General features: G+C 64.3%; 24 protein-coding genes. 14 read left to right on the top strand and 10 right to left on the bottom strand.

All coding sequences use genetic code 11. The annotated features are described in order from the left end of the window. Nucleotides 1–170: 170 nt before the first annotated feature. The 3 genes from IVA75_RS14495 to IVA75_RS14485 all read right to left on the bottom strand — a co-directional run bounded on the left by IVA75_RS14495 (nucleotide 171) and on the right by IVA75_RS14485 (nucleotide 2,833). Nucleotides 171–722, bottom strand: a complete 552-nt coding sequence (locus IVA75_RS14495) for a DUF4142 domain-containing protein (RefSeq protein WP_027516522.1) — start codon at nucleotides 720–722, stop codon at nucleotides 171–173. Between the two features lie 87 nt (nucleotides 723–809). Next, a complete protein-coding gene (locus tag IVA75_RS14490; RefSeq protein WP_007607330.1) occupies nucleotides 810–1,037 on the bottom strand; it encodes a hypothetical protein in 228 nt (75 codons plus the stop codon). A gap of 8 nt (nucleotides 1,038–1,045) precedes the next feature. Next, nucleotides 1,046–2,833: a thiamine pyrophosphate-requiring protein gene (locus IVA75_RS14485; RefSeq protein ID WP_247291035.1), complete on the bottom strand. Its 1,788-nt coding sequence runs from the start codon at nucleotides 2,831–2,833 to the stop codon at nucleotides 1,046–1,048. Nucleotides 2,834–2,989: 156 nt separating this feature from the next. Here IVA75_RS14485 and IVA75_RS14480 point away from each other — a divergent pair, with 156 nt between their 5' ends. From IVA75_RS14480 to IVA75_RS14445, 8 genes are all read left to right on the top strand, one after another. After that, the gene (locus IVA75_RS14480) at nucleotides 2,990–3,364 is read left to right on the top strand and encodes a PRC-barrel domain-containing protein (RefSeq protein WP_027568689.1); all 375 of its coding nucleotides are present in this window, start codon (nucleotides 2,990–2,992) and stop codon (nucleotides 3,362–3,364) included. Between the two features lie 24 nt (nucleotides 3,365–3,388). After that, entirely contained in the window at nucleotides 3,389–3,547 is a 159-nt protein-coding gene (locus IVA75_RS14475; protein WP_007594751.1) for a hypothetical protein, read from the top strand. 195 nt (nucleotides 3,548–3,742) lie between these two features. Beyond that, the gene (locus IVA75_RS14470) at nucleotides 3,743–4,897 is read left to right on the top strand and encodes an HlyD family secretion protein (RefSeq protein WP_247291033.1); all 1,155 of its coding nucleotides are present in this window, start codon (nucleotides 3,743–3,745) and stop codon (nucleotides 4,895–4,897) included. Further along, nucleotides 4,894–6,513, top strand: a complete 1,620-nt coding sequence (locus IVA75_RS14465; protein WP_247291031.1) for a DHA2 family efflux MFS transporter permease subunit — start codon at nucleotides 4,894–4,896, stop codon at nucleotides 6,511–6,513. The genes IVA75_RS14470 and IVA75_RS14465 overlap by 4 nt, the downstream gene beginning before the upstream one ends. Nucleotides 6,514–6,606: 93 nt before the next feature. Next, nucleotides 6,607–7,608 (top strand): nitronate monooxygenase family protein, encoded by a 1,002-nt coding sequence (locus tag IVA75_RS14460; protein ID WP_247291029.1) that lies wholly within the window; start codon nucleotides 6,607–6,609, stop codon nucleotides 7,606–7,608. A 107-nt stretch (nucleotides 7,609–7,715) separates the two neighbouring features. After that, a complete protein-coding gene (locus IVA75_RS14455; protein ID WP_247291027.1) occupies nucleotides 7,716–8,135 on the top strand; it encodes a hypothetical protein in 420 nt (139 codons plus the stop codon). A gap of 119 nt (nucleotides 8,136–8,254) precedes the next feature. Next, nucleotides 8,255–9,808 carry an alkaline phosphatase D family protein gene (locus IVA75_RS14450; protein ID WP_247291008.1) on the top strand — a complete coding sequence of 518 codons (1,554 nt, stop codon included), beginning with the start codon at nucleotides 8,255–8,257 and terminating at the stop codon, nucleotides 9,806–9,808. Nucleotides 9,809–9,954: 146 nt separating this feature from the next. After that, a complete protein-coding gene (locus tag IVA75_RS14445) occupies nucleotides 9,955–10,773 on the top strand; it encodes an aldo/keto reductase (RefSeq protein ID WP_247291006.1) in 819 nt (272 codons plus the stop codon). A 69-nt stretch (nucleotides 10,774–10,842) separates the two neighbouring features. Here the strand turns inward: IVA75_RS14445 and IVA75_RS14440 are convergent, their stop codons facing one another. Together IVA75_RS14440 and IVA75_RS14435 are read right to left on the bottom strand one after the other, a co-directional pair. Then, entirely contained in the window at nucleotides 10,843–11,070 is a 228-nt protein-coding gene (locus IVA75_RS14440; RefSeq protein ID WP_027516531.1) for a hypothetical protein, read from the bottom strand. Between the two features lie 96 nt (nucleotides 11,071–11,166). Continuing rightward, nucleotides 11,167–11,619, bottom strand: coding sequence for a hypothetical protein (locus tag IVA75_RS14435; RefSeq protein ID WP_247291004.1), 453 nt, complete (start codon nucleotides 11,617–11,619; stop codon nucleotides 11,167–11,169). A 158-nt stretch (nucleotides 11,620–11,777) separates the two neighbouring features. Here IVA75_RS14435 and IVA75_RS14430 point away from each other — a divergent pair, with 158 nt between their 5' ends. Further along, nucleotides 11,778–12,050 carry a helix-turn-helix domain-containing protein gene (locus tag IVA75_RS14430; protein ID WP_018456224.1) on the top strand — a complete coding sequence of 91 codons (273 nt, stop codon included), beginning with the start codon at nucleotides 11,778–11,780 and terminating at the stop codon, nucleotides 12,048–12,050. Between the two features lie 4 nt (nucleotides 12,051–12,054). Here the strand turns inward: IVA75_RS14430 and IVA75_RS14425 are convergent, their stop codons facing one another. After that, nucleotides 12,055–13,287 (bottom strand): PLP-dependent aminotransferase family protein, encoded by a 1,233-nt coding sequence (locus tag IVA75_RS14425; protein ID WP_247291002.1) that lies wholly within the window; start codon nucleotides 13,285–13,287, stop codon nucleotides 12,055–12,057. A 65-nt stretch (nucleotides 13,288–13,352) separates the two neighbouring features. Next, on the bottom strand, nucleotides 13,353–13,880 hold the full coding sequence (locus IVA75_RS14420; RefSeq protein ID WP_247291000.1) for a DUF3124 domain-containing protein: 528 nt from the start codon (nucleotides 13,878–13,880) through the stop codon (nucleotides 13,353–13,355). 67 nt (nucleotides 13,881–13,947) lie between these two features. On the opposite strand from IVA75_RS14420, the gene IVA75_RS14415 reads away from it, so the two are divergent. From IVA75_RS14415 to IVA75_RS14400, 4 genes are all read left to right on the top strand, one after another. Beyond that, complete coding sequence (locus IVA75_RS14415) at nucleotides 13,948–15,675, top strand: cation:proton antiporter (RefSeq protein WP_247290998.1); 1,728 nt, start codon at nucleotides 13,948–13,950, stop codon at nucleotides 15,673–15,675. A 175-nt stretch (nucleotides 15,676–15,850) separates the two neighbouring features. Further along, nucleotides 15,851–16,927, top strand: coding sequence for a 3,4-dihydroxy-2-butanone-4-phosphate synthase (gene ribB / locus IVA75_RS14410; RefSeq protein WP_027568700.1), 1,077 nt, complete (start codon nucleotides 15,851–15,853; stop codon nucleotides 16,925–16,927). Between the two features lie 160 nt (nucleotides 16,928–17,087). Next, on the top strand, nucleotides 17,088–18,302 hold the full coding sequence (locus IVA75_RS14405) for an acyl-CoA dehydrogenase (protein ID WP_007594720.1): 1,215 nt from the start codon (nucleotides 17,088–17,090) through the stop codon (nucleotides 18,300–18,302). 166 nt (nucleotides 18,303–18,468) lie between these two features. Continuing rightward, nucleotides 18,469–19,392, top strand: a complete 924-nt coding sequence (locus IVA75_RS14400; protein ID WP_247290996.1) for an MBL fold metallo-hydrolase — start codon at nucleotides 18,469–18,471, stop codon at nucleotides 19,390–19,392. Between the two features lie 7 nt (nucleotides 19,393–19,399). Here the strand turns inward: IVA75_RS14400 and IVA75_RS14395 are convergent, their stop codons facing one another. Beyond that, a complete protein-coding gene (locus IVA75_RS14395; protein ID WP_247290994.1) occupies nucleotides 19,400–20,254 on the bottom strand; it encodes a DUF1499 domain-containing protein in 855 nt (284 codons plus the stop codon). A gap of 172 nt (nucleotides 20,255–20,426) precedes the next feature. Then, nucleotides 20,427–22,055 carry a fatty-acid--CoA ligase gene (locus IVA75_RS14390; protein WP_247290992.1) on the bottom strand — a complete coding sequence of 543 codons (1,629 nt, stop codon included), beginning with the start codon at nucleotides 22,053–22,055 and terminating at the stop codon, nucleotides 20,427–20,429. A gap of 65 nt (nucleotides 22,056–22,120) precedes the next feature. Here IVA75_RS14390 and IVA75_RS14385 point away from each other — a divergent pair, with 65 nt between their 5' ends. Continuing rightward, nucleotides 22,121–23,242: an extensin family protein gene (locus IVA75_RS14385; RefSeq protein ID WP_247290990.1), complete on the top strand. Its 1,122-nt coding sequence runs from the start codon at nucleotides 22,121–22,123 to the stop codon at nucleotides 23,240–23,242. A gap of 37 nt (nucleotides 23,243–23,279) precedes the next feature. Here the strand turns inward: IVA75_RS14385 and IVA75_RS14380 are convergent, their stop codons facing one another. Continuing rightward, complete coding sequence (locus IVA75_RS14380) at nucleotides 23,280–23,966, bottom strand: L,D-transpeptidase (protein WP_027568704.1); 687 nt, start codon at nucleotides 23,964–23,966, stop codon at nucleotides 23,280–23,282. Nucleotides 23,967–24,057 lie beyond the last annotated feature (91 nt).

The raw sequence follows: 24,057 nt of genomic DNA, 5'->3' as shown, positions 1-24,057 counted from the left end.
GCAGCAGCAAGCGTTGCGCTCGCCGCTTGGACGACGTGCCGGCGGGATACTGAAGTCTTGTCTGGATGCGTCATGACGGTCTCCGCGATATCGCGATCTCAATGCACGGAGAGAGGCATCGTTGCAAACGGGAGGACGCCGACCAGGAGGCCGGCGTCCTCGGAAGATGTTTACTTGGTCTGGCCGACGCTCGGCGCCTTGCCGAGCTCCTTGGCCATGTCGAGATGGTGCTTGAGCGCGGGCAGCGTCTTGCCGGCCCAATCCTTCAGGTCGGAATTGTCGCCGCCCTTGGCGTAACGCTCGAACAGCGAGACCGCGTCCTCGTGGGCACTGACCTGGTAGGAGTTGTAATCCGAGCTGAAGTCCTTGCCATTCGCGCTCTTGAGCTTGTCGAGCTTGCTCTGATGCGAGCTGTCGAGCGCTGTCGGCAGGGTCGCCTGCACCTTGCCGCCGCTGACCAGGCCCTTCAGTTCGCTGCTGGTCTTGGTGTGGTCAGTCACCATCTGCTGCGCAAAAGTCTTCTCCTGCGCGTTGCCCTTCTGCTCGGCAAGTTTGCTCGATTCGATCTCGAACATGTCGCTGATGGCGACTTCCTTGACGAAGTCGGCGGTGGCAGGCGCGACGCCGAGCGCCGAGTTGACGCCGGTTTTCTCGCCGAGCGACTGGGCGAGTGCGGGGCCTGCGAGCAGCACGCAGGCAGCTGCGATGATGGTACGTTTCATGGTCCGATCCCTTTGAATGGGCGCGCAGCCTCTGGCCGCGCGACGTTGCGCCCACCAACACGCTGCAGGGGCCGGGGTTCCTAACGGTTAATCCGTCGGTCTCCTCCCGGTCCGTGGATTGATCGGATCGGTCGGCTTGCGCCGAAGCCGTTCGGGCAGAAACGGCTCGGTCGGCGTGGCGGTCGCCTCGGCACGAACGTCTGCATGGCGTTGTGCCCGCTCATGCGGCGTCCGGTTGTCGTTGATCTGCCGCTTCACGTCGAGACCATCGACGGGATCGTTGACGCCGTGCTGGATATCGCGGAAATCGCTCATGCTTCACCTCATTCGCTTCCAGGCAGGATCTTTGCCAGCACCTGCCGCGCCGCGCCCTTGATCACTCCGCTCTCGTTGGGATCGCCCTTCATCAGCGCAAGAGAGAAGTTCTTGGCCTGCTGCAAGGTGATGTGCGGCGGCAGCGGCGGCACTTCGGGGTCGGTCTTCACCTCCAGCACCACCGGCATCTGGCTCGCGAGCGCTTGGTCCCAAGCCGAGCCTAGTAGCTGCGGGCTGTCGACGTAGATGCCGGAGAGGCCGATCAGCTCGGCAAACCGCGAATAGGACACGTTCGGGATGCGCTGCGATGCCTCGAATTTCGGATCGCCGTTGATGATGCGTTGCTCCCAGGTCACCTGGTTGAGGTCTTCGTTGTTGAAGACGCAGACGATGAAGCGCGGATCCGTCCAGTCGCGCCAATACTTGGCGGCGGTAATCAGCTCCGCCATATTGTTCATCTGCATCGCGCCGTCGCCGACGAGGGCGATCACCGGCCGGTCGGAATGGGCGTATTTCGCGGCGAGCGCATAGGGCACCGCGGCACCCATCGAGGCGAGGCCGCCTGAGAGCGAGGCCGTCATGCCGCGGCGCATCTTCAGGTCGCGCGCGAACCAATTGGCGCAGGAGCCGGAATCGCTGGTGATAATGGCGCGGTCGGGCAGGCGCGGAGACAGCTCCCAGGCGACGAGCTGGGGATTGACCGGTGCCGCAGGCTGATGTGCCCGATCATCGAGCGTCTTCCACCATTTCGCGACGTCGTCTTGGATCCCTTGGCGCCAGGCGCCGTCGTTTTTCGGTTTCAGTCGCGGTAGCAAGGCGCGCAGCGTCTCGGCGGCATCGCCGACGAGGCCGACCTCCATGGGAAAGCGGATCGACATCATGCTGGCGTCGATATCGATCTGCACGCCGCGCGCCGCGCCTTCCTTCGGCAGGAATTCGGCATAGGGAAAGGCGGAGCCGACCATCAGCAGCGTGTCGCATTCCATCATCATGTTGTAGCTGGGCTCGGTGCCGAGCAGGCCGATCGAGCCGGTGACCCAAGGCAGATCGTCGGGGAGCGCTGCCTTGCCGAGCAGCGCCTTGGCGCAGCCGGCGGACAAGCGGTCGGCGACCGCGATCACCTCCTCGGTGGCGTGGAGCGCGCCGGCGCCGATGAGCATCGCGACCTTCTTGCCGGCGTTGAGCACCTCGGCGGCGCGGTCGAGGTCAGCGTCACGAGGCTTGATGCTTGGCGCGCTATAGCCGATGCCGGAGTGCAGGGTGCCGTGAGCGCGCGGCGGATCCTCGTAGGGCTCCTCCTGGATATCGTTGGGCAGGATGATCACCGTTGGCGTCCGCCGAGCCAACGCGATCCGGGTCGACCGATCGATCAGATGCCGGATCTGCGCCGGCGAGGATGCTTGCATGACGTAGGCGCCAGCCACGTCCTTGAACATCGAGACCAGATCGAGTTCCTGCTGATAATGTCCGCCCAGTGCATTGCGTGCCTGCTGACCGACGATCGCGAGCACCGGCTGGTGATCCAGCAGGGCATCATAGAGCCCGGTGATCAGATGCGAGGCGCCGGGGCCCGAAGTTGCGATACAGACCCCGATCTGGCCCGAGAACTTCGCATAGGCCGTCGCCATGAAGGCGGCCATTTCCTCGTGCCGCGCCTGGACGAAACCGATCTTGCCCTCAGCGCGCTGGAGGGCGCCGAATACGCCGTTGATGCCGTCGCCGGGATAGCCAAAGAGGTGGCGCACGCCCCATTGATGCAGACGTTGAACGATGAAGTCGGAGACGGTCTGGGACATCGAGGGCGGCCCTTCGTTTTCCGGTATTTGGTTTCCGGGATTTGAAGCTGAGAGAACCGCCCGTTTCCGGCGATGTTCCTCAAGTCTGACGGAACATGCCGGAACGATCGCGCACCTCATCGGGTTGTCTCCACACTGGCTGAGTGGAGAATTGAGATGTTGAATCAGGGTGAACTGGACCGAGACGAAATGGGTCGGTTGATCGGTAGCGACAAGGTCGAGGGAACATCGGTCTACGGCGCCGATCGCAACAAAATCGGCTCGATCGAACGCGTGATGATCGACAAGGTCAGCGGCAAGGTGTCCTACGCCGTGCTCGGCTTCGGCGGATTTCTGGGCCTCGGCAACGACCATTATCCGCTGCCGTGGCAGTCGCTGAAATACGACACGGAGCTCGGCGGTTACGTCACGGGCATCACCACCAAGGAACTGGAAGGCGCGCCGAAATACGGCGAACGGAGTGATTGGAACTGGGGTGATGACGCCGCGGTTCGCGGCATCAACTCCTATTACGGCGTCCCCTTCGCGTAAGCGTTTCCACCGAAAGGAAGCTCGATGAGCAAGGAACGGCCTAACGACGATCCTCGGCAGCAGAGCGACTGGGGTTCGCACAAGCAGACGGACAAGCCCTGGAAGGGCACTCCGGAAAAGGAGCAGGGATCGGACGAGGTGAAGCCCGATCTCGAGAAGTGGCACGCGACGAAAACGCACTGACTCCTGGTGCATTTCCCGTGAGAGGCGTGCGCGGCACCCAGTGTGCCGCGCTCGCTTTTTGGGCAGGCGTTCACGAACGCGATGGTGCTCGCAACACAAGCGGAACCATGATCAGGAGTTGCAGTTGGGCTCGCGGCGCGTGTGCCGGCTTTGGCGGCTCTGCCGCCAGTTTGATCCCCAAGAAAGGTGTTCACCGTGGATGCTCAAACACGGGAGCGTGGACCGTCCGCGGAGCAGCCGCAGAGTGCAAAGCAAGCTCCGAAGACATCTCCTGATCAGGCCCCCGACGCCGAGGACGCGAAGCCGGCGCAGGCACCGTCGCTGCGAGACCGGATTCGCGAGCATTGGTTGCTGGCAAGCGTCGGCGCCATCGTCTTGCTGGCAGCTCTGATCGTCGGATTGCTCTACTGGCTCGAGGTGCGCCACTATGAATCCACCGACGATGCCTTCGTCGCGGCGCGCAGCTTTTCCGTGGCCTCCAAGGTCGGCGGCTACGTGACCGACATCCCGGTCACGGACAACCAGCACGTCAAAGCCGGGGACCTTCTCGCCAAGATCGACGAGCGCGATTATCGCATCGCCATCGATCAAGCCAATGCGCAGGTCGCGGTCGCCAGGGCGAACATCGCCAATGTCGAGGCGCAGATTGTTTCGCAGCAGGAGCAGATCAAGCAGGCGGAGGCGCAGCTCGAACAGGCGCAGGCCCAGCTTCAGTTCTCGCAGGAAGAATTCGCGCGCGCCCAGGATTTGGTCGAGAAGGGCGCCGGCACAGTGCAGCGCCAGCAGCAGACCCGCTCCGATCTTCAGGCGCAGCAGGCCAACACTGAACGCGCGAAGACTGCGGTAACGGCCGCGCAAGTCGGCATCAAGACGCTGCAGGCGCAGCTTGAGGGCGCCCGGGCTCAGCTCGAGCAATCGCAGGCGCAGCTCGATCAGGCCAAGCTGAACCTGCAATACACCAGTGTCGTTGCGGCGCAGTCCGGCCGCGTCGTCAAACTCAGCGGCGCGAAGGGCACCTTCGTCAATGCGGGCCAGAGCCTGATGATGTTCGTGCCCGACGAGGTCTGGATCGTCGCCAACTACAAGGAGACGCAGCTCAACGACATGCGGCCGGGCCAGCCGGTCGAGATCCGCATCGACGCCTATCCCGGGCGCAAGCTCACCGGCCATGTGGAGTCCGTGCAGCCGGGCTCCGGCACCGCGTTCAGCCTGCTGCCGGCGGAGAACGCCACCGGCAATTACGTCAAGGTGGTACAGCGCGTGCCGGTGAAGATCGTGGTCGACAGCTGGCCGGCCGATTTGCCCGTTGGTCCCGGCATGTCGGTCGTACCCTGGACCAGGGTGCGATGACCGACACGGCGCAGGGCGGCGCGTCCGCGGGCGGCTGGTCGCCCGAGCGCTCGGCGGCGGGCGGTCATAATCCCTACCTCATCGCATTCGTCGTCTCGATCGCGACCTTCATGGAGGTGCTCGACACCACCATCGCCAACGTCGCCTTGCGCCACATCGCCGGTGGGCTCGCCGTCGGCATCGACGAGAGCACCTACGTCATCACCAGCTATCTCGTCGCCAACGCCATCGTGCTGTCGATCTCGGGCTGGCTGTCGACCGTGATCGGTCGCAAGCGCTTCTACATGATCTGCGTTGCGATCTTCACGGTCTCCTCGCTTTTGTGCGGCTTCGCCTGGAATTTGCAGGCGCTGGTGCTGTTCCGCATCCTTCAGAGCCTTGGCGGCGGCGGCATGGCGACCAGCGAGCAGGCGATCCTCGCCGACTCCTTCCCGCCGCACAAGCGCGGCCAGGCCTTCGCGATCTATGGCGTCGCGGTCGTGGTCGCGCCCGTGGTCGGTCCGACGCTCGGTGGCTGGATCACCGACACCTACACCTGGCACTGGGTGTTCCTGATCAACGTTCCCATGGGATTGCTGTCGCTGTTCCTGGTCGGCACGCTGGTCAAGGAGCCGTCGGGCGCGGAGGAGGAGAGGGAGAAGCTGCTGAGCAAGGGCCTGCGCATCGACTATGTCGGCTTCCTGCTGGTCGCGATCGGGCTCGGCTCGCTCGAATACGTGCTCGACGAAGGCCAGCGCAGCGACTGGTTCGGCTCGAACATGATCGTGTTCTTCGCGGTGCTTTCGGCCGTCTCCCTGCTTGCGCTGATCCCGTGGGAGCTGACGCGCGAGGATCCCATCGTCGATCTCCGCCTGCTCGGCCGCCGCCAGTTCGCCGCCTGCTTCCTGGTCATGCTTGCGACCGGCGCGGTGCTGATCTCGACGACCCAGCTTTTGCCGCAACTGCTCCAGAGCGATTTGAACTACACCGCGATGCTGGCGGGTCTCGCACTGTCACCGGGCGGAATCGCGACCCTGGTGCTGATGCCGGTGGTGGGGCGTCTCGTCAGCAGCGTGCAGCCGAAATACCTCATCATGTTCGGTGCCGCCATCGTCGCCTTCTCGATGTGGCATCTCACGGGCCTCACCGGCGACATCACCTACGGCTATGCCGCGATGTCGCGCATCTTCCTCGCGCTCGGTCTGCCTTTCCTGTTCCTGCCGGTCACGACGGCGTCCTATGACGGCGTGCCGCCCGACAAGACCAACCAGGCCTCGGCGCTGATCAACGTCGCCCGCAATATCGGCGGCTCCATGGGCGTCGCGCTGGCGCAGACAATTCTGGCGCAGCGCCAGCAATTCCACCAGAGCCGCCTGATCGAGCACGCCGCGCCGTCGGACCTCGGCTATCAGCAGACCATCGAGACGATGACCCGCTTCTTCCAGGCTCAGGGCTCGAATGCCAGCGATGCGGCCTCGCAGGCGGTCGCCTGGGTCGGCCGCACTTTGCAGCACCAAGTCGATTTGCTCGCTTATATCGACGTGTTCTGGACGCTCGCGATCATCGCGGTGCTGATGATCCCGACCGCCGCGGTGCTGCGCCCGATCAAGCTGGGCGCTCCCGCGCGGGGGCATTGAGCCAATGGCCGTTCGGAGAGAAATGGTGACCGCGGCGCAAAAGTCCGGCTAGACTGCTCCGAACGTCAAGCAAAAGCCCGGGAGGTAATTTAAGTGAAGACGGCGATCACCGAACTGTTCGGCATCGAGCACCCCATCATCCAGGGCGGCATGCATTTCGTCGGCTTTGCCGAGCTGGCGGCTGCCGTCTCCAATGCCGGCGGGCTCGGCATCATCACCGGTCTCACCCAGAAGACGCCGGAACTGCTGGCAAAAGAGATCGCACGCTGTCGCGATATGACCGACAAGCCGTTCGGCGTGAACCTCACCTTCCTGCCGACCTTCGCCGCGCCGCCTTATCCGGAGTACATCGCCGCCATCGTCGAAGGCGGCATCAAATCCGTGGAGACCGCCGGCCGCAGCCCGGAAGCCTACATGCCCGCGCTGAAGGCCGCCGGTATCAAGGTCATCCACAAATGCACCTCGGTGCGCCACTCGCTGAAGGCCGAGCGCATCGGATGCGACGCCGTCAGCGTCGACGGCTTTGAGTGCGGCGGCCATCCCGGCGAGGACGACATTCCCAACATGATTTTGCTGCCGCGCGCGGCGGAGGAATTGAAGATTCCGTTCGTCGCATCCGGCGGCATGGCCGACGGCCGCAGCCTCGTCGCGGCGCTGTCGCTGGGGGCGGCCGGCATGAACATGGGCACGCGCTTCATCGCCACCAAGGAAGCGCCGGTGCACCAGAACGTCAAGAATGCGCTGGTCGCGGCGACCGAGCTCGACACCCGCCTGATTATGCGCAGCCTGCGCAACACCGAGCGCGTGCTGAAGAACGCCAATGTCGACCGCCTGCTCGAGATCGAACGCGAGAAGGGCGACAAGCTGAAGATCGACGACATCCACGACCAGGTCGCGGGCGTCTATCCCAGGATCATGCTGGACGGGCAGATGGACGCGGGCGCGTGGAGCTGCGGCATGGTCGCAGGCCTTATCCACGACATCCCGACCTGCAAGGAACTCGTCGACAGGATCATGGCTGAGGCGGAAACCATCATCCGCACCCGTCTGATGGGGCTTCTTGAAGAGACGGGTGCACCGCGAAAGGTCGCCTGACACCGCCAGACTTCTTAACCACGGCGGCAGTTGACCGCTGGAATTGCGCGCGACGCCTCCTAAATAGAGGTAAATTACCTCTTAACAATCAATTTCAGGAGGCGTCCGTGATTCCAAAGAGCGCTCCTTTTGCAATGGCCGTTGCCCTCGTGCTCGCATGGGGCGGCGTCGCGCGCGCTGACGACTACAAACCCAGTGAATATCTCGGCCTCGATCTTTCGAAGGCGGTGTTGTCGCCGAAGCGGCTCGGGCCCGAAACCCAGTTCGCGCCGGTCGCGCTGGAGGCGCGCGGCGGCAACGAGGCGCGGGCGCGCGCCGAGCCGGTCGACGTGCCGAAGAAGGTGGCCGCCGAACGCGTGCGCGTGTCGGAGCCGAAGGTCGCGCACGCCAAGCCCGCGCAGCCACGCGGCGCGGCGCGCACCAAGCTCGCGCATCGCCACGGCAATCCCCTCGACGCGCAGGCGATGGATACCCGTATCCAGACATGGCCGTGCCGCAGCGGCGGCATCTGCAACTGGAAGCATTAGGTTCAGCTCCGAGCCGTCATCCGCACGTCGTAAAACCGTAGGCCCGCGGTCAAGAAACCGTAAGCCGGGGGTCAAACGACGCAGGCACCTTCCGTCGCTAGTCGACGAAGGTTTCCTGAATGGTAGCGCTCCGCGCCTCGCGCGCCTGGACCCGGCGGCAATTCCTGGTCCGTTCCACCTCAAGCCTCGCCGTTGCCGCGCTTGCAACGCCACACCTCAGTCGCGCCGCGGATCGTCCGCAGATCGCAGGCGGCATCCAGTCCGGCGACGTCTCGGATGGCTCCGCCGTGATCTGGGCGCGTGCCGACAGGCCGGCGCGGATGCGGGTGGATTATTCATCCGTGGAAAGCTTCAAGACCGTCATCGCGTCGGCTTCGCGCGATGCCGACTTCACCTCGAAACTGCTGCTGGAAGATCTGCCGCCCGGGCAGGACATCTTCTATCGTGTGCGCTTCGACGACATCGCGACCGGCATCGCCGGCGAAAGCCGCATCGGCCATTTCCGCACTGCGCCGGCTGCCGGCCGGTCGATCTCGTTCCTGTGGTCCGGTGATACTGCGGGGCAGGGCTGGGGCATCGACACATCGCGCGGCGGCTACCGCAGCTATCGCACCATGCTCGACAATCGCCCCGACTTCTTCATCCACTCCGGCGACCACATCTACGCCGACTGCACGATCCCCTCCGAGCAGAAGCTGCCGAACGGCGAGATTTGGCGCAATGTCGTGACCGAGGAGAAATCCGAGGTCGCGCACACGCTGGCGCAGTTCCGCGGCAATTACAAATACAACCATCTCGACGAGCACTTCCGCGCCTTCCATGCCGAGGTGCCGATGTTCGCGCAATGGGACGACCACGAGGTCACCAACGACTGGTCGCCGACCGGCAGCTATGACGCCGCCGGCCATGAGGATGACGGCACCCCGCGCCTGGTCGCGCGCGCCCGCCGCGCGTTCTTCGACTTCATGCCGATCCACGACATCGGCGCGCGAAAGGGGCGGGTCTATCGCAAGATCGCCTATGGCCCGCTGCTCGACGTCTTCATGATCGACATGCGCAGCTATCGCGACGATAGCTGGAACAAGGGCGACGATCACCGCGGCTGGATCCTGGGCGCAGAACAGCTCGCCTGGCTGAAGCGTGAGCTCGCGGCGTCGCGCGCGACCTGGAAGGTGATCGCGGCCGACCTGCCGATCGGGCTGGTCAGTCTCGATGCGGTCGCGCTGGGTAGTGGGCCGCCCGACCGGCGCGAGCACGAGATCGCCGATCTTCTCGCGTCCATCAAGCACGCCGGAATCCGCAACATCGTCTGGCTCACCGCCGACATGCATTACACCGCCGCGCACTATTACGATCCGAACAGGGCGCAATTCCAGGAGTTCGAACCGTTCTGGGAATTCGTCTCGGGGCCCTTGCATGCCGGCACCTGGGGGCCGGGCGAGCTCGACGATACCTTTGGTCCCGTCGCGATGTACCAGAACGGGTGCGGCGAGGCGCAGGGGGAAAACCTCGCGCCCTGTTTCGGACTGCAGTTCTTCGGCAAGGTCGACATCGATGGCCGGACCGGCGTGATGACAGTGACGCTGAAGGACGTCGACAACCGGGACCTCTGGTCGGCCGATATCGAGCCGCAGCCGCAGGCGCGTCCAGCCGTCGTGGCGCAGCATTCCTGAGGGACGCTAACCCGATCTTGATTGGCCGCATTGCGCCTGCCGCGCTATGCTGTCCGTTCCCGCCACCTCTCTTCCATCCCCAAAGAGTCTGCTCACGCAGCATCGCTGCTGGCCTCGGCGGGCTGAACGATGTCAGGAGCCTTTTCATGGATACTCTCAAGACACAGGGCATCAGCATGCCCAAGCTTGGCCTCGGGACTTTTCGTATGCAGGGCGATGCCTGCCGCGCGGCAGTCGAGAGCGCCCTGTCGATCGGCTATCGCCATATCGATACAGCCGAGATGTACGGCAACGAAGAATCGATCGGCGCGGCGCTCGCCGCGGCCCGGCTGCCGCGAGGCGAGCTGCACGTCACGACGAAAGTCTGGCACGAGAACCTCAGCGCCGACGCCATTCGCCGCGCTTTCGACGCCAGCCTGAAGAAGCTGCGGCTCGACCATGTCGATCTCTATCTCGTGCACTGGCCGTCCAAGGCGGCGAACTGGGGCGCGGTGTTCGAGACCTTGATGAAGCTGAAGGAGGAGGGGCGCACGCGGGCGATCGGCGTCGCCAACTTCACCACAGCGCTGCTGAAGATCGCGGTCGAGGACATCAAGGCGCCGATCGCGTGCAATCAGATCGAATACCACGCCATGCTCGATCAATCGAAGGTGCTGGCCTATCTCAACGCCAAATCGATCCCGCTGGTTGCCTATTGCCCGTTGGCACAGGGGCGTGCCGCCTCCGATCCGGTGCTGGCCGAGATCGGCGCGAGGCACAATGCAACCGCCGCGCAGGTCGCGCTGAAATGGCTGCTCGACCAGGACGGTGTCGCCGCGATCCCGAAAGCCTCACGCCGAGAGAGCCAGCAGGCCAATCTCGACGCGCTGAAGATCACCCTCGATGATGCCGACCGCAACAAGATCGCCGCGCTGCCGAAGGACAGGCGCTGCGTCAATCCCGGCTTCGCGCCGGCATGGGACTGACCTCGCCGAACGTTTCGTGCACGCAAAGAAATGGCCCCGCGAGGGGCCATTTCCATGTTGCGTTGCGCATTAGTCCCAATGATGGCGGTGACCACGCTTGATCACGACCACGCGGTCGCGATGGCGCCAGCCGCGATGCCAGCCGTGATCGCGATGCATGCCGTATTCGGCGCGGGCACCATACATGCCGTGATGATGACCTCCGCGCTTGATCACCACCGTCTCCGCGCTGGCGAGCGTCGGCAGTGCAACCGCGAGCGCGCCGACAGCGGCAAGCACATAACCAAACTTCTTCATGATGTCCTCCTCCAATGGAATGCAAATCTAAACGGCGCATTCGCGGGAACGTTCCGGAGGAATCGCAGGAGATTTCTGAACGCCTGTTCAGGTGGGTTAATCGCAGCGCTGTTGTGCAGGTGTTGGCGCGCCGGTCGCGACGTATTTGCCGTCCCTGATCGTGTACTCGCCGCGCTCGCTGCGATTGTAGATTGCGCGCAAGCCGCCTTGCTTCGAAAGGAGCAGGCCAAACTCGCGCGTCTGCTGCAGCGATGGGAAGTACACCATCACATTGAGCATGCCGTCGGCGCTGACCGTCGCCGATACCACTTCGTTTTCGTCCTTGGTCTCGCCGAAATTGCGCCGGTACATCACCCTTCCGTCCTTGCGGATCTCGTAAATCAAGAGCGCGCCCTTGTCGCGGTCGGGCCGGACCGCGCAGTCGATCGCCCATGAGCCGAGCAGACCCCATTGCTCAACGGTCGCCGCGAGCGACTCGGCACCAGCCGCCGGCTCGAACGCAACCCACAGCACTGCTGCCGCGATCCAGCGGTTCAAACAACGCCTCATGTTCTGAAAAGCCCCACCTCCGAATGATTCCGAAGTGTAGCATCCTGCGAGCAATCGTCCACGCTGACCACCAATCGCGCGCGAATTTGATCCGCGTCAATGAGGCCGGCCGCTTCCGGGGTAGGATGGCGCTCCCGAAGGCGAAATTGGATAGACCGATGCTGAATCAAGTCAGGGATTTCGCAGGCGAGGTGCTGCCCGGGAGCTGCGCCGTGCCGCCTTATTCCGAGAGCGCGTTTCTGGCCGAGCTGGGCGACCGCTTGAAGTCCTCACGCATGCGCTGCGTCCTGTCGCGCCGGGAGCTGGCCCGCCGCTCCGGGATTTCCGAGCGCTACATCGCCCAGATCGAGGCCGGCAAGGGCAACGTCTCGATCGTGCTGCTGCTGCGGCTGGCCTCCGCGATCCACGGCAGCCAGCCCCAGATCGTCTGAAGGCTCAGGCTCGCTTCTCCACATTGGCGCTGCGGGCCGGCACGCCGAACTCCTTGCGGCAGATCTCGGCCAGCACGGCGACGCCCTCGCGGATCTGCTGATGCGAGGGGCTCGCAAAGCACAGCCGCAGTCGCGATCTGGAGTGGGTTTTGTCGGTCGACCATTCCGGCCCCGGATTGATCGAGAGGCCGGCGGCAAGCGCGGCCTGATACAGCTTTAGCGTATCCACCTGATCGGGCAGCTTCACCCACAGGAAGATGCCGCCCTTGGGCTCCTCGAACTCGGCTGCCGTCCCGAACTGCTCGTTGACGGCCTCCATCAGCGTGTCGAGCTTGGTGCGTAGCGTCTTGGTCAGCGCCGGCACGTGGGTCGAGAAATGCGGCTTGCAATAGGCAGCGAGCACCATCTGCTCCAGCGCGCCGGAGCCGGCGTCCGTCTTCAGCGCCAGCATCCGCGACATCACATCCCAGGGCGCCACGATGAAGCCGACGCGCAGCGCGGGCGCGATCGACTTCGAGAACGAGCCGATATGGATGACGCCGCCGTTCCGGCTCATCGCATGGATCGCCGGCGGCCGCTGTCCTGACCAGACCAGATCGGCATAGCAATCGTCCTCGAAGATGGGCACGCCGTAGCCTGCCGACAGCCGCAACAGCTCGGTGCGGCGGCCCTCCGGCATGATGCTGCCGGTCGGGTTCTGCACGGTCGGAATGGTGTAAATGTATTTCGGCCGGATGCCGCGGCCCTTGAGGTCGGCCAGCGTCGTGGCCAGCACGTCCATGCGCATGCCGTCCTTATCGAGGGGAATGCCAACAACGTTGACCCCGAGCCGTGCCAGGCGGGTCAGCGAGCCCTGATAGCTATCCTGCTCGAAGATCACGGTATCGCCGCGCGTCAGCAGCGTGGCGTTGACGAGGTCGAGCGCCTGCAGCGAGCCGGAGACGATCAGGAGGTCGTCGACCGTGCAGTTGATGCCGGCATCGCGCTTGAGTTTTGTCACCAGGAATTCGCGCAAGGGCAGATAGCCCTGGGGACCATGTGCCAGCCCGTAAGTGGCGAGCGAGCGGCCTTCGCGTTGCAGAGCCAGGTTGGCCGCCTCGATCAGATGATCGAGCGGCACTTGCTCGGAGTCGTTATTGCCGCCGACAAAACTGTATTTGGCAAGGCCCGTCCAGCGCGCAGAGGGGGCCGGCAGCCCTGCGGGAAACAGGGGCGCAAAATCGAAGCTGGACGTCATTGGAGCGTTCCTCGTTCTATTCTTGTCAGGCTGCCGGCTTTGCGCCGGTCAGTCGTGCTTCTTGCTTATTTTTTGCCGACCGTCCGGGTCGGACGGCCCTGGCTGATGAAAGCGTAATGCGCATTGGCGACGCCGCCAACCATCAAGGCCTCGACGGCAGGCTCGGCGATCTCGCTTGTTGCGGCCCAATCGACGAGGAAATTGGCTCCGGTCCCGCCGCGTACGTCGTCGGTCGGAATGAAGATCGAGACGGTGGCGAGGGGCTTCACCGCGACGGGTGCCTTCAGATAGCTCTCGACCTGCTTGCCTGCGGTGTCGAAATAGGCGATGCGTTTGACCACCAGTGCTTGCGTCTCGGAGGCGTTGTGCACGCTCAGGGTCACCGAGAAGTCGACGCGCAGCTTGCCCTGGCTCATCGCGACGCTGGAATAGGCGGGCACGTAGAACCCGCCGGAGACGGCGAGTTCTTCTTTTGGCAGTGCGGTGAGGGAATCGGCAAAGTTTTGTTCGATATTGACCTTGGATTGAGCGGCCGCGGGGACGGAGCAGGCGAGGGGGCATAGCAGCATTGCAATGGCGAGCCCCATCCGCATGTGACGAATTGCTCGCTTGCCGCGCCGCACTCGATCACTAGGGTGCGGCAAAACGGACCAATCTGGCATGCACGAGCTCATTCGCGACATCACTCTCTGTATCCTGTTTGCCTGGATGCTGGGCTTGCTTGCCCACTTCTCCAGGCAACCGCTGATCCTGGCCTACCTTATCGCCGGCTTCTGCATTGGTCCATTTGGCGCCGGCTGGGTCAAGTCGCAGGAATCGATCAGCGTCATCTCCGAGCTCGGCCTGATCTTCATGCTGTTCATGATCGGCCTGGAGATCGACCTGAAGAAGATCGTGCGGGCGGGAAAAGTCATCCTGTTCGCGGCGGGCGGCCAGCTCCTCGGCGGCTGCCTGCTCGGGGTGCTGTTCTTCGTCGGCATCGGTCTATCGCTCGGTGGGGGTCAGTTCGACGCGGTTTATCTCTGTGTCGCCTGCGCGCTGTCGAGCACCGTCATCATCGTCAAGGTGCTCTACGAGAAGCGCGAGCTCGACACCCTGCCGGGCCGCATCACCCTCGGCGTGCTGGTGCTCCAAGACATCTTCGCGATCCTGTTCCTGGCGGTGCAGCCGAGCCTCGCCAATCTGGAAATCAGCGTCATCCTGCTCTCGATCGGCCGGGTCGCGGTGCTGGTCGCCGCGGCACTGCTGGTGAGCCGCTACGTGCTGCCGCGCCTGTTTCACCAGATCGCCCGCCGCCCCGAGCTGATCCTGCTCGGCGCGCTCGCCTGGTGTTTCCTGGTCGCCGAGACCGCCGAGCGGCTGTCGCTGTCGCGCGAGATGGGCGCCCTGATCGCCGGCGTCTCGCTCTCGACCTTTCCCTACGCGCTCGACGTCACGGCCAAGGTCACGACGCTTCGCGATTTCTTCATCACGCTGTTCTTCGTCGCGCTCGGCATGACCATTCCCGTGCCCGGCCTCTCCGTGATCGGGCTTGCCCTGATGATCGCGGCGTTCACGGTGGTGAGCCGCCTCGTCACCACCTTCGCCCCGCTCTATCTGATGAAGCAGGGCCTGCGCGCCAGCCTGTTGCCGGCCCTGAATCTCGCGCAGATCTCCGAATTCTCGCTGGTGGTGATCCAGACCGGCGTCGCCGACCATCACATCGCGGCGGAGACTGCGAATGCGGCCTCCTTCGCCTTCGTGGTGCTGGCAGTGCTCTCGACCTTCGTGATGACCCGCAGCGACGAGATCACCCGCTGGGCGATCGGTCCCCTGAAGCGGATCGGCCTGCGCGATCTCGACCACGGCAATGGCCAAGGCGAGGAAGGGCACGAAGGCCATGGCGAGGCGCGCCGCATCGTCATCCTCGGCTTTTTCCGTGCGGCGAGCGCGCTGCTGGCCGAGATCGAACGGCAGGCACCGGTGCTGCTCGAGCAGATCACCGTGATCGACTTCAACCCCAATGTGTACCAGACGCTGCTTTCGCGCGGCCTGCATGTGATCTATGGAGATATCAGCAGCGCCGACACGCTGCTCCATGCCGGCGTCGGCAAGTCCGAGATGATCATCCTCAGCGTACCGGATGCGCTTCTGAAGGGGGCCAGCAACGAGAAGCTGGTCCGCCACGTCCGCACCCTCAACCCGACCGCCATGATCATTGCCACGGCCGATCTGTTGTCGGATGTGGACGAACTCTACGCGGCTGGCGCCAGCTATGTCACCGTGACCCGGCTCAGCGACGCCCACGAGTTGTTCACGGTGATCGAGGCCGCCCAAGCCGGCCTGTTGGCCGACAAGCGTGCCGAACTCGATCAGCGGCTTGGCGAGCGGCGCGAGGTGCTGCCCTGACCGCGCCAGGCCCGCTTCTCACCGGGGCTTTTCCTCGCCCATATCCCTGATCTGCCCGGTGCAAGCCGCCCGTCGGGCAGGGTTGCGGTCCGGCATATGTGGTTGCGCCGGGGACACTAGCGCCCCGGCCCAAGTCCGGCTAAGCCTCCGGGCCATAACCGATAGAGATTGGGAAATGCCGGATAACGTCCAGGAAGTCTTGCAGGCCTTTGCCCGGGGTGAGCTCGTGGTCGTCACCGACGACGATGACCGCGAGGGCGAGGGCGATCTGATCGTCGCCGCCTCGTTCTGCACCGCGGAGAAGATGGCATTCATCATCCGCCACACCTCCGGCATCGTTTGCGCGCCGATCACCACCGAAGATGCGCGCCGCCTGCGGCTCGATCCGATGGTGGCCCACAACGATTCCGCGCACACCACCGCATTCACGGTCTCGATCGACTACAAGCCCGACGGCGGCACCGGCATCTCGGCCGAGGAGCGCGCCTCGTGCTGCCGCGCACTGTCCAATCCCAACGCCGGTGCCAACGATTTCGCCCGTCCCGGCCACATCTTCCCGCTGATCGCCAAGGACGGCGGCGTGCTGCTGCGCTCCGGCCATACCGAGGCCGCGGTCGATCTGTGCAAGCTCTCCGGCCTGCCGCCGGTCGGCGTCATCAGCGAGTTGATGAATGACGACGGCAGCGTAATGAAGGGCGAGCAGGTCGCCCGCTTCGCCGCCCAGCACAAGCTCAAGCACGTCACCATCGCCGACATGATCGCCTACCGCCAGGTGCGCGAGAAGCTGATCGAGCGGGTCTCGACCTTCGTCACCGAAAGCCCGATCGGGCCGCTTCAGGGCTATGCCTACCGCTCGCCGTTCGATTCCATCGCCCACGTCGCCTTCGTCTATAACGGCGTCGGCGACGGCAAGAACGTCCTGACACGCTTCCACAAGCCGAACATCGTCAAGGACATCTTCACCGGCCACAAGCGCATGGCGGCGGTGCTCGAGCACTTCAAGACATCGGGCCGTGGCGTTCTGGTCTATCTGCGCGACGGTGCTGCCGGTGTCCCCGTGGCGCCGCTGCCCGATGAGAGCGCGACCGAGGCTGACCGCAACCGGCAGTGGCGTGAAGTCGGCGTCGGTGCACAGATCCTGCGCGATCTCGGCGTCACCTCGATCCGGCATCTCACCTCCTCCGTGCACGACTACAAGGGCCTTTCGGGCTTCGGCATCGAGATCGTCGCCAACGAGCTGCTCGAAAGCTAGCGCTGTCATCCCGGGGTGCGCGAAGCGAATCCCCCGAGGCGCGCCTCGCAGGTCCCCGGGATTCACGCAGACCCGATCATCTGCAACGCAATTGCACTTGTTGCCGCGGCGCTTTACGTTGTCGGGCAAATTTTGACGGAACCAGACGAAAGGACGTTTCATGACCGCGCGCCCTCAGGCCAAGGACAAGCCGGCTTCGGCTTCTTTCCAGTGGGACGATCCGTTCCTGCTCGACGAGCAGCTCACCGAAGACGAGCGCATGGTGCGCGACACCGCGCGCGCCTACGCCCAGGACAAGCTGCTGCCGCGCGTCGCCAAGGCCTATCTCGAAGAGAAGACGGATCGCGAGATCTTCAACGAGATGGGCGAACTCGGCCTGATCGGCATCACGTTGCCGGAGGAATATGGCTGCGCCAACGCCGGCTATGTCGCCTATGGTCTCGTCGCACGCGAGATCGAACGGGTCGATTCCGGCTACCGCTCGATGAACTCGGTGCAGTCCTCGCTGGTGATGTATCCGATCTACGCCTATGGCGACGAGAACCAGCGCAAGAAGTACCTGCCGAAGCTCGCCAGCGGCGAGTGGGTCGGCTGCTTCGGGCTGACCGAGCCTGACGCCGGCTCCGATCCGGCCGGCATGAAGACCCGCGCCGAGAAGGTCTCGGACGGCTATCGCCTGACCGGCAGCAAGATGTGGATCTCGAACGCGCCGATCGCCGACGTGTTCGTGGTCTGGGCCAAGTCGGCCGCGCACGACAACCAGATCCGCGGCTTCGTGCTGGAGAAGGGCATGAAGGGCCTGTCGGCACCGAAGATCGGCGGCAAGCTGTCGCTTCGCGCCTCCATCACCGGCGAGGTCGTGATGGACGGCGTCGTGGTTCCGGAAGACGCGCTGCTGCCCAACGTCTCCGGCCTGAAGGGCCCGTTCGGCTGCCTAAACCGCGCCCGCTACGGTATTTCCTGGGGCGTGCTCGGCGCGGCCGAGGACTGCATGCACCGCGCCCGCCAGTACACGCTCGACCGCAAGCAGTTCGGCAAGCCGCTCGCTGCGACCCAGCTCGTGCAGAAGAAGCTCGCGGACATGCAGACCGAGATCGCGCTGGGCCTTCAGGGCTCGCTCCGCGTCGGCCGCCTGATGGACGAGGGCAAGTTCGCGCCCGAGATGATCTCGATCATGAAGCGCAACAACTGCGGCAAGGCGCTCGACATCGCCCGCGTCGCGCGTGACATGCACGGCGGCAACGGCATCTCGATCGAGTATCACGTGATGCGCCACGTCCATAACCTCGAGACCGTCAATACATACGAGGGCACCCACGACGTCCACGCCCTGATCCTGGGCCGCGCGATCACGGGCATTCAGGCGTTTTTCTAGGCACGTATTCCGTGGCCGTCGTTTTGCTCAGCTGTCATCGTCCGCGAAAGCGGACGATCCAGTATCCCAGAGACCTCGCCTTCGCCACCGGCGCCACGGCGTACTGGATACCCGCCTTCGCGGGGTATGACGGCGAGGGTTGGGACTGCAGTGCACAGGAAGTCCCATGTCCGACAACGACGACGTCCCGTTCAACCGCGACTTTCCGCTGAAGCCCGGCATCGTCGAGGAGGTCCGCCCCGGTGTGCGGCGCGTGCTCTGTAACAATCCGAGCCCGTTCACTTTCACCGGCACGGTCAGCTACATCGTGGGCCGAGGCAATGTCGCGATCATCGATCCCGGTCCGGACGACGAGGCGCATGCGGCGGCGTTGCTCGATGCTGTCAGCGGCGAGACGGTGAGCCATATCTTCGTCACCCACACCCACCGCGACCATTCGCCGAACACCGCGCGGATCAAGCGGGCGACCGGCGCGCCTGTTTACGCCGAAGGCCCGCACCGCGCCTCGCGCCCACGTTTCGAGAGCGAGAAGCACAATCCGGAATCCGGCGCCGATCGCGACTTCGCGCCCGATATCAGGATCGCCCATGGCGACGTGGTCGAAGGCGACGGCTGGCGGCTCGAGGCCGTGGCGACACCCGGTCATACCGCCAATCACCTTGCGTTTGCCTGGCCCGAGCGGAAATTCAACTTCGTCGGCGATCACGTGATGGGGTGGTCGACCTCGATCGTGGCGCCGCCCGACGGCTCGATGATCGACTACATGGAATCGCTGGATCGTCTCGCCGCGCGCGAGGAGGATGTGTATTTCTCCGGCCACGGCCCCGAAATTCCGGACGGTCCGCGCTTCGTGCGCTTCCTGATCCGTCACCGCAAGGCGCGCGAAGCCTCCATCCTGCACCGCCTCGCCAAGGGCGAGACCGACATCCCGACCATGGTCCGGGCAATCTATATCGGCATCGATCCAAGGCTCACCACCGCGGCAGGCTACTCCGTGCTGGCGCATCTGGAGGATCTGGTCGCCCGCGGCGTGGTGGCGACGGATGGCGATCCCGTGATCGGCGGGACCTATCGGATGGCGGACGCCTAGCGTTCCGTTACTTCTTCACAGTTTTCGCCGGCGCCTTCGGCGGCGCCACCGGCGTCTTCTTCACCGGCTTGAGTGCGTCGGCATCGGCGGCGGTGTTGAGATCGTCGGTGAATTTCTTCACGCGCGCGGCGTTGCTGCCGAGGTCGCTCTCGAAATAGCGCGAGGCGGAGCGGATATCGACGCGGGAATCCTCGCCGTCGGGCACGACGCGGATCGCGATGTCCTCGCGGAACCCCATGATCGGCGAGCGCGCCACCGCCTCGATGCGGCCGATGCGGCGCGGCGGCTGCGGCGCGCGCTCGTCGATGACAAGCCATTTGCGCTTGTTGACCAGCTGAAGCGCGATCGCATAGGCGCGGTCGACTGAAATCTCGAGCTCGATCGGCTCGATATCAGGATAGAACTGACGCTGCTGCTCGGCCGAATAGAGGCCGGCATACACAGCGGTATTGGCACCATCGCCGCTGCGCAGGCGGGCCAGCGCGTCGAAGCGCGGCGGGTCGATCGGGTCGGTGGTGATGTCGTGGATCGCCGGCAGCTTGCGGTATTGCAGGCCGAGATAAGCGGGATAGGCGAGGATCGCGCCGTCGATCAGGAAGGCAAGCAGGATGCGCGCCATGCCGCGCGAGCCGTTCTGCCAGATCGCGGCAAAGCCGGCGAGCCCGAACAGGATCGAGAGCGCCGCAATCCCGAGCCCGCCGAAGAAGGTCGCGAGTGCCGGCTTCATCTCCAGGAAGCCGAACCGGACGATGATGATCGAGACCACCACCGCCACCACCGCGAACACGGCCAGATTGCGCGCCCAGCTCGCGAGACTGGACACGGGCTCCGACTGATAGGGAGCGGAAAACCTGCGGGCCATCGGGTGAGCTCTGCCGGGGTCTTGAGGGCGATGCCGGTCGATCGGGCACGACGATGGGCCGTTGAGACCACGGCCCCGAGGCAAATTCAAGGGTTCCCGGGATGTTACGGCCTGTCATTCCGGGTTCGATGACGTTGGCATCGCCCGGAATGACGGTGTTTGGTTTGGCCGCCTACGCCGCCGCGTTCGGGAAGCGGTATTCTTTGAACTGGTCGCGCAGCGCGGTCTTCAGGATCTTGCCCGTCGCCGTGTGGGGGATGCCGTCGACGAAGGCAACGTCGTCAGGCATCCACCATTTGGCGATCTTGCCGTCCATGAACTTCAGGATGTCCTCGCGGCTGGCCTGCTGGCCCTGCTTGAGCTGCACGATCAGCAGCGGACGCTCGTCCCATTTGGGATGGAACACGCCGATCACGGCGGCTTCCGCCACGGCTGGATGGCCGATGGCGAGGTTTTCCAGCTCGATCGAAGAGATCCACTCGCCCCCGGACTTGATCACGTCTTTGGAGCGGTCGGTGATCCGCATGTAGCCGGCTTCGTCGATGGTCGCGACGTCTCCGGTGTCGAAGAAGCCGTCCTCGTCGAGAATATCAGTGTCGACCCGGTAATAAGCCTTGGCGACGGCCGGGCCGGCGACCTTGAGGCGGCCGAAGGTCGTGCCGTCCCACGGCAATTCCTTGCCGGCATCGTCGGTGATCTTCATCTCGACGGCGAACGGCGCATAGCCCTGCATCTGGAGCACGTCGAGCCGGGCCTCGCCGGTCGCATTTTGGAACGGCGGCTTCAGCGCCGCGACGCTGCCGATCGGGCTCATCTCGGTCATGCCCCAGGCGTGGCGGACGTTCGAGCCCATGTCGAGGAAGGCCTTGATCATCGAACGCGGCATCGCCGAGCCGCCGCAGATAACCATCTTCAGGTCCGGCAGCTTCAGATTGTTGGCGGTCATGTGCTGGAGTAGCATCAGCCACACCGTGGGCACGCCGGCGGTATGCGTCACCCTCTCGGTCGAGAGCAGCTCATAGACCGAGGCGCCGTCGAGCTTGGCGCCGGGCATCACGAGTTTGGTGCCCTGCGAGGGCGCGGAGAAGGCGATGCCCCAGCTGTTGGCGTGGAAGAGCGGCACCACGGGGAGCATGGTCTCGGAGGCGCTGGTACCGAGCGCGTCGACATTGTTGGCCATCAGCGCGTGCAGCACGTTGGAGCGATGCGAATACAGCACGCCCTTGGGGTCGCCGGTGGTGCCCGATGTGTAGCACATCGCGGCCGCCGTGTTCTCGTCAAAGTCCTTCCATTTAAACTTGCCGTCGGCCTCCGCAATCCAGTCCTCGTAGGCGACCACGTTCTTCAGCGTCGTCTGCGGCATGTGCGCCTTGTCGGTGAGCACGACGTAGCGTTCCACGCTTGTCAGCTTGTCGGCGATCTTCTCCAGGACCGGAATGAACGTGATGTCGGTCATCACGATGCGGTCCTGTGCATGGTTGATGATCCAGGCAATCTGCTCGGGGAAAAGGCGGGGATTGACGGTATGGCAGATGGCGCCGATCCCCATGATGCCGTACCAGACCTCGAGATGGCGCCAGGTGTTCCAGGCAATCGTTGCGACACGGTCACCGAGCTTGATGCCGTCGCGCTCCAGCATCTGCGAGACCTTAAGCGCCCGCTTGTGGATATCGGCATAGGTGGTGCGATGGATCGGTCCCTCGACCGATCGCGTCACGACCTCCTGCTTGCCATGAATCTTGGCGGCGTGTTCGATGATCCGGTGGCAGAGCAGGGGCCAGTCTTGCATCAAACCAAGCATTCCGTCGTTCCTCCGAGAAGCCGCTGGGCGGATTGTCGCTCTCAGCGTTGGGCCAAAGAATTGTCATGAGTCTTAGCCTGCCCGCCTTTCGCCGCAAATGGTCTTGTCGCGGCTATATGTCCGTCGGCGCGGCAATGGTTACCGTCGTGCTCGGGTTCGCGGATGGGGCGGAGGCGCGCAAATATGGGTCCCCGCTGGACATCTTTGGTATTGCTGCACCACGGCCGCGCGCGACGGTTCATTCCGCCAATGTCTCTGGCAAGATCCCGCTCCCGAGGCCTCGCCCCGAGGAGGCCCCCAAGGCCTCAGCCAAGGCATTGGACGAGGCTCCTTCGGAGATCGACGACAAGCCTTCCGCGGACAAACCTGGCGCCCCCAAGCCCGCCGAGGCTGCGCCGCCGCCCGAGAAGCAGGCCTCGGCGTGCCGCCTCGCGCTGACCGAGGAGATCGCGATCGCGCCCTCGATTCCGGATATCCGCGGGCCGGGCGCCTGCGGCGGTGAGGATCTGGTGCGGCTCGAAGCCATCGTGCTGCCGGACAAGCGCAAGGTGGCGGTCAAGCCGGCGGCGATCCTCCGCTGCACCATGGCGTCCGCAATCGCCGATTGGGTGCGCAAGGACGTGGTGCCGCTGGCCGCGAGCCTCGGCTCGACCATCAGCGATCTCGACAATTTCGACAGCTTCGAGTGCCGCGGCCGCAACCGCGTTGTCGGCGCCATGCTGTCCGAGCACGGCAAGGCCAACGCGATCGACGTGCGCGCCATCAAGCTCGCCAACGGGCAGTCGATCGGCCTGACCGACCGCACCATGCCGCGCGAGGTGCGCGAGCGCGTGCTGCATTCGGTCTGCTCGCGCTTTTCGACCGTGCTCGGCCCCGGCTCGGATTGGTACCACGAGGACCATATCCATCTCGACCTCGCGCAGCGGCGCAACGACTATCGGATATGTCAGTGGAACGTCTGGGATCCCCTGCCGCAGGTTGCCCCGCTCCTGCCGGCGGAACGGCCCGAGGAGGCGCCGCCGCGTGAGGTCGCGGCCAAACCCGAAGCGAAGCCCGAGGCCAAACCCGAAGCCAAGCAGGGAGTTAATGACGAGGCGGCGGAGAAATCTCCTGCGCCCGCGGACAAGCCTGCGGCCGATGGCAATAAAACCCAGCCGCACAAGCCGGCAACAAAAAAGCGCCGGTGAAACCGGCGCTTTTGAATGTCTGAGATCAGGAACCTGATCAGTAGCTGCCCGCCTGGCCGGTTTGGCTGCCGCCGAGTGCGAGGCGCGAATTGTAGGGCGAGTCGCCGTGCTTGGGCTCGAGCACCACAACGAGGGTGCCGACCTTGACGCGATCATAGAGGTCGATCGCGTCCTCGTTGGTCAGGCGGATGCAGCCCGACGAGATCGAGGCGCCGATATATTCCGGCTGGTTGGTGCCGTGAATGCGGAACAACGTGTCCTTGCCGCCGGAGTAGAGATACATCGCGCGGGAGCCCATCGGATTGTCCGGACCGGGGGCGACGAAGGTGGGCACGCCCAGGCGCGAAATTTCGCCGGGGGTGGGGTGCCAGGCCGGCCACTCGGTCTTGCTGCCTACCTTGGCGATGCCCGACCAGGCCATGGCTTCTTCACCGACGGTGATGCCGTAGCGGATCGCCTTGCCGCCATCCATGACGTAGTAGAGGTAATGGTTGTCGGAATCGACCACGATCGAGCCCGGCGATTCCTTGCGGTGGTAATCGACGATAGCGCGGCGGAACGGCTCTGCGACCGCAGTTTTCTCGTACCTGACCTTGGCGAGGAGTTCCTTGTCTTTCGGCTTGAACGCCTTGGTGTCGGTCGCCTCGTAATGTGTGGCCTGCATGCAGCCCGACAGCATCAGGCCAGCGGCCAAAATACCAAGCGTAACTTTCAGCGACGACATGATTTGGTTCCAATCAACAACAACAAGCTTTCGCAGGGCTTGAGCAAGCCCAATTCCACGATTCCGTTGGCTCCATTATCGTTGAAATCTG

Origin of the sequence: Bradyrhizobium sp. 134, from assembly GCF_023074155.1 — a bacterium.
In the GTDB taxonomy this organism is placed as follows: Bacteria; Pseudomonadota; Alphaproteobacteria; order Rhizobiales; family Xanthobacteraceae; genus Bradyrhizobium.
The sequence above is the reverse complement of the archived record's forward strand: the minus strand, read 5'-3'. Positions and strand labels throughout refer to the sequence as shown.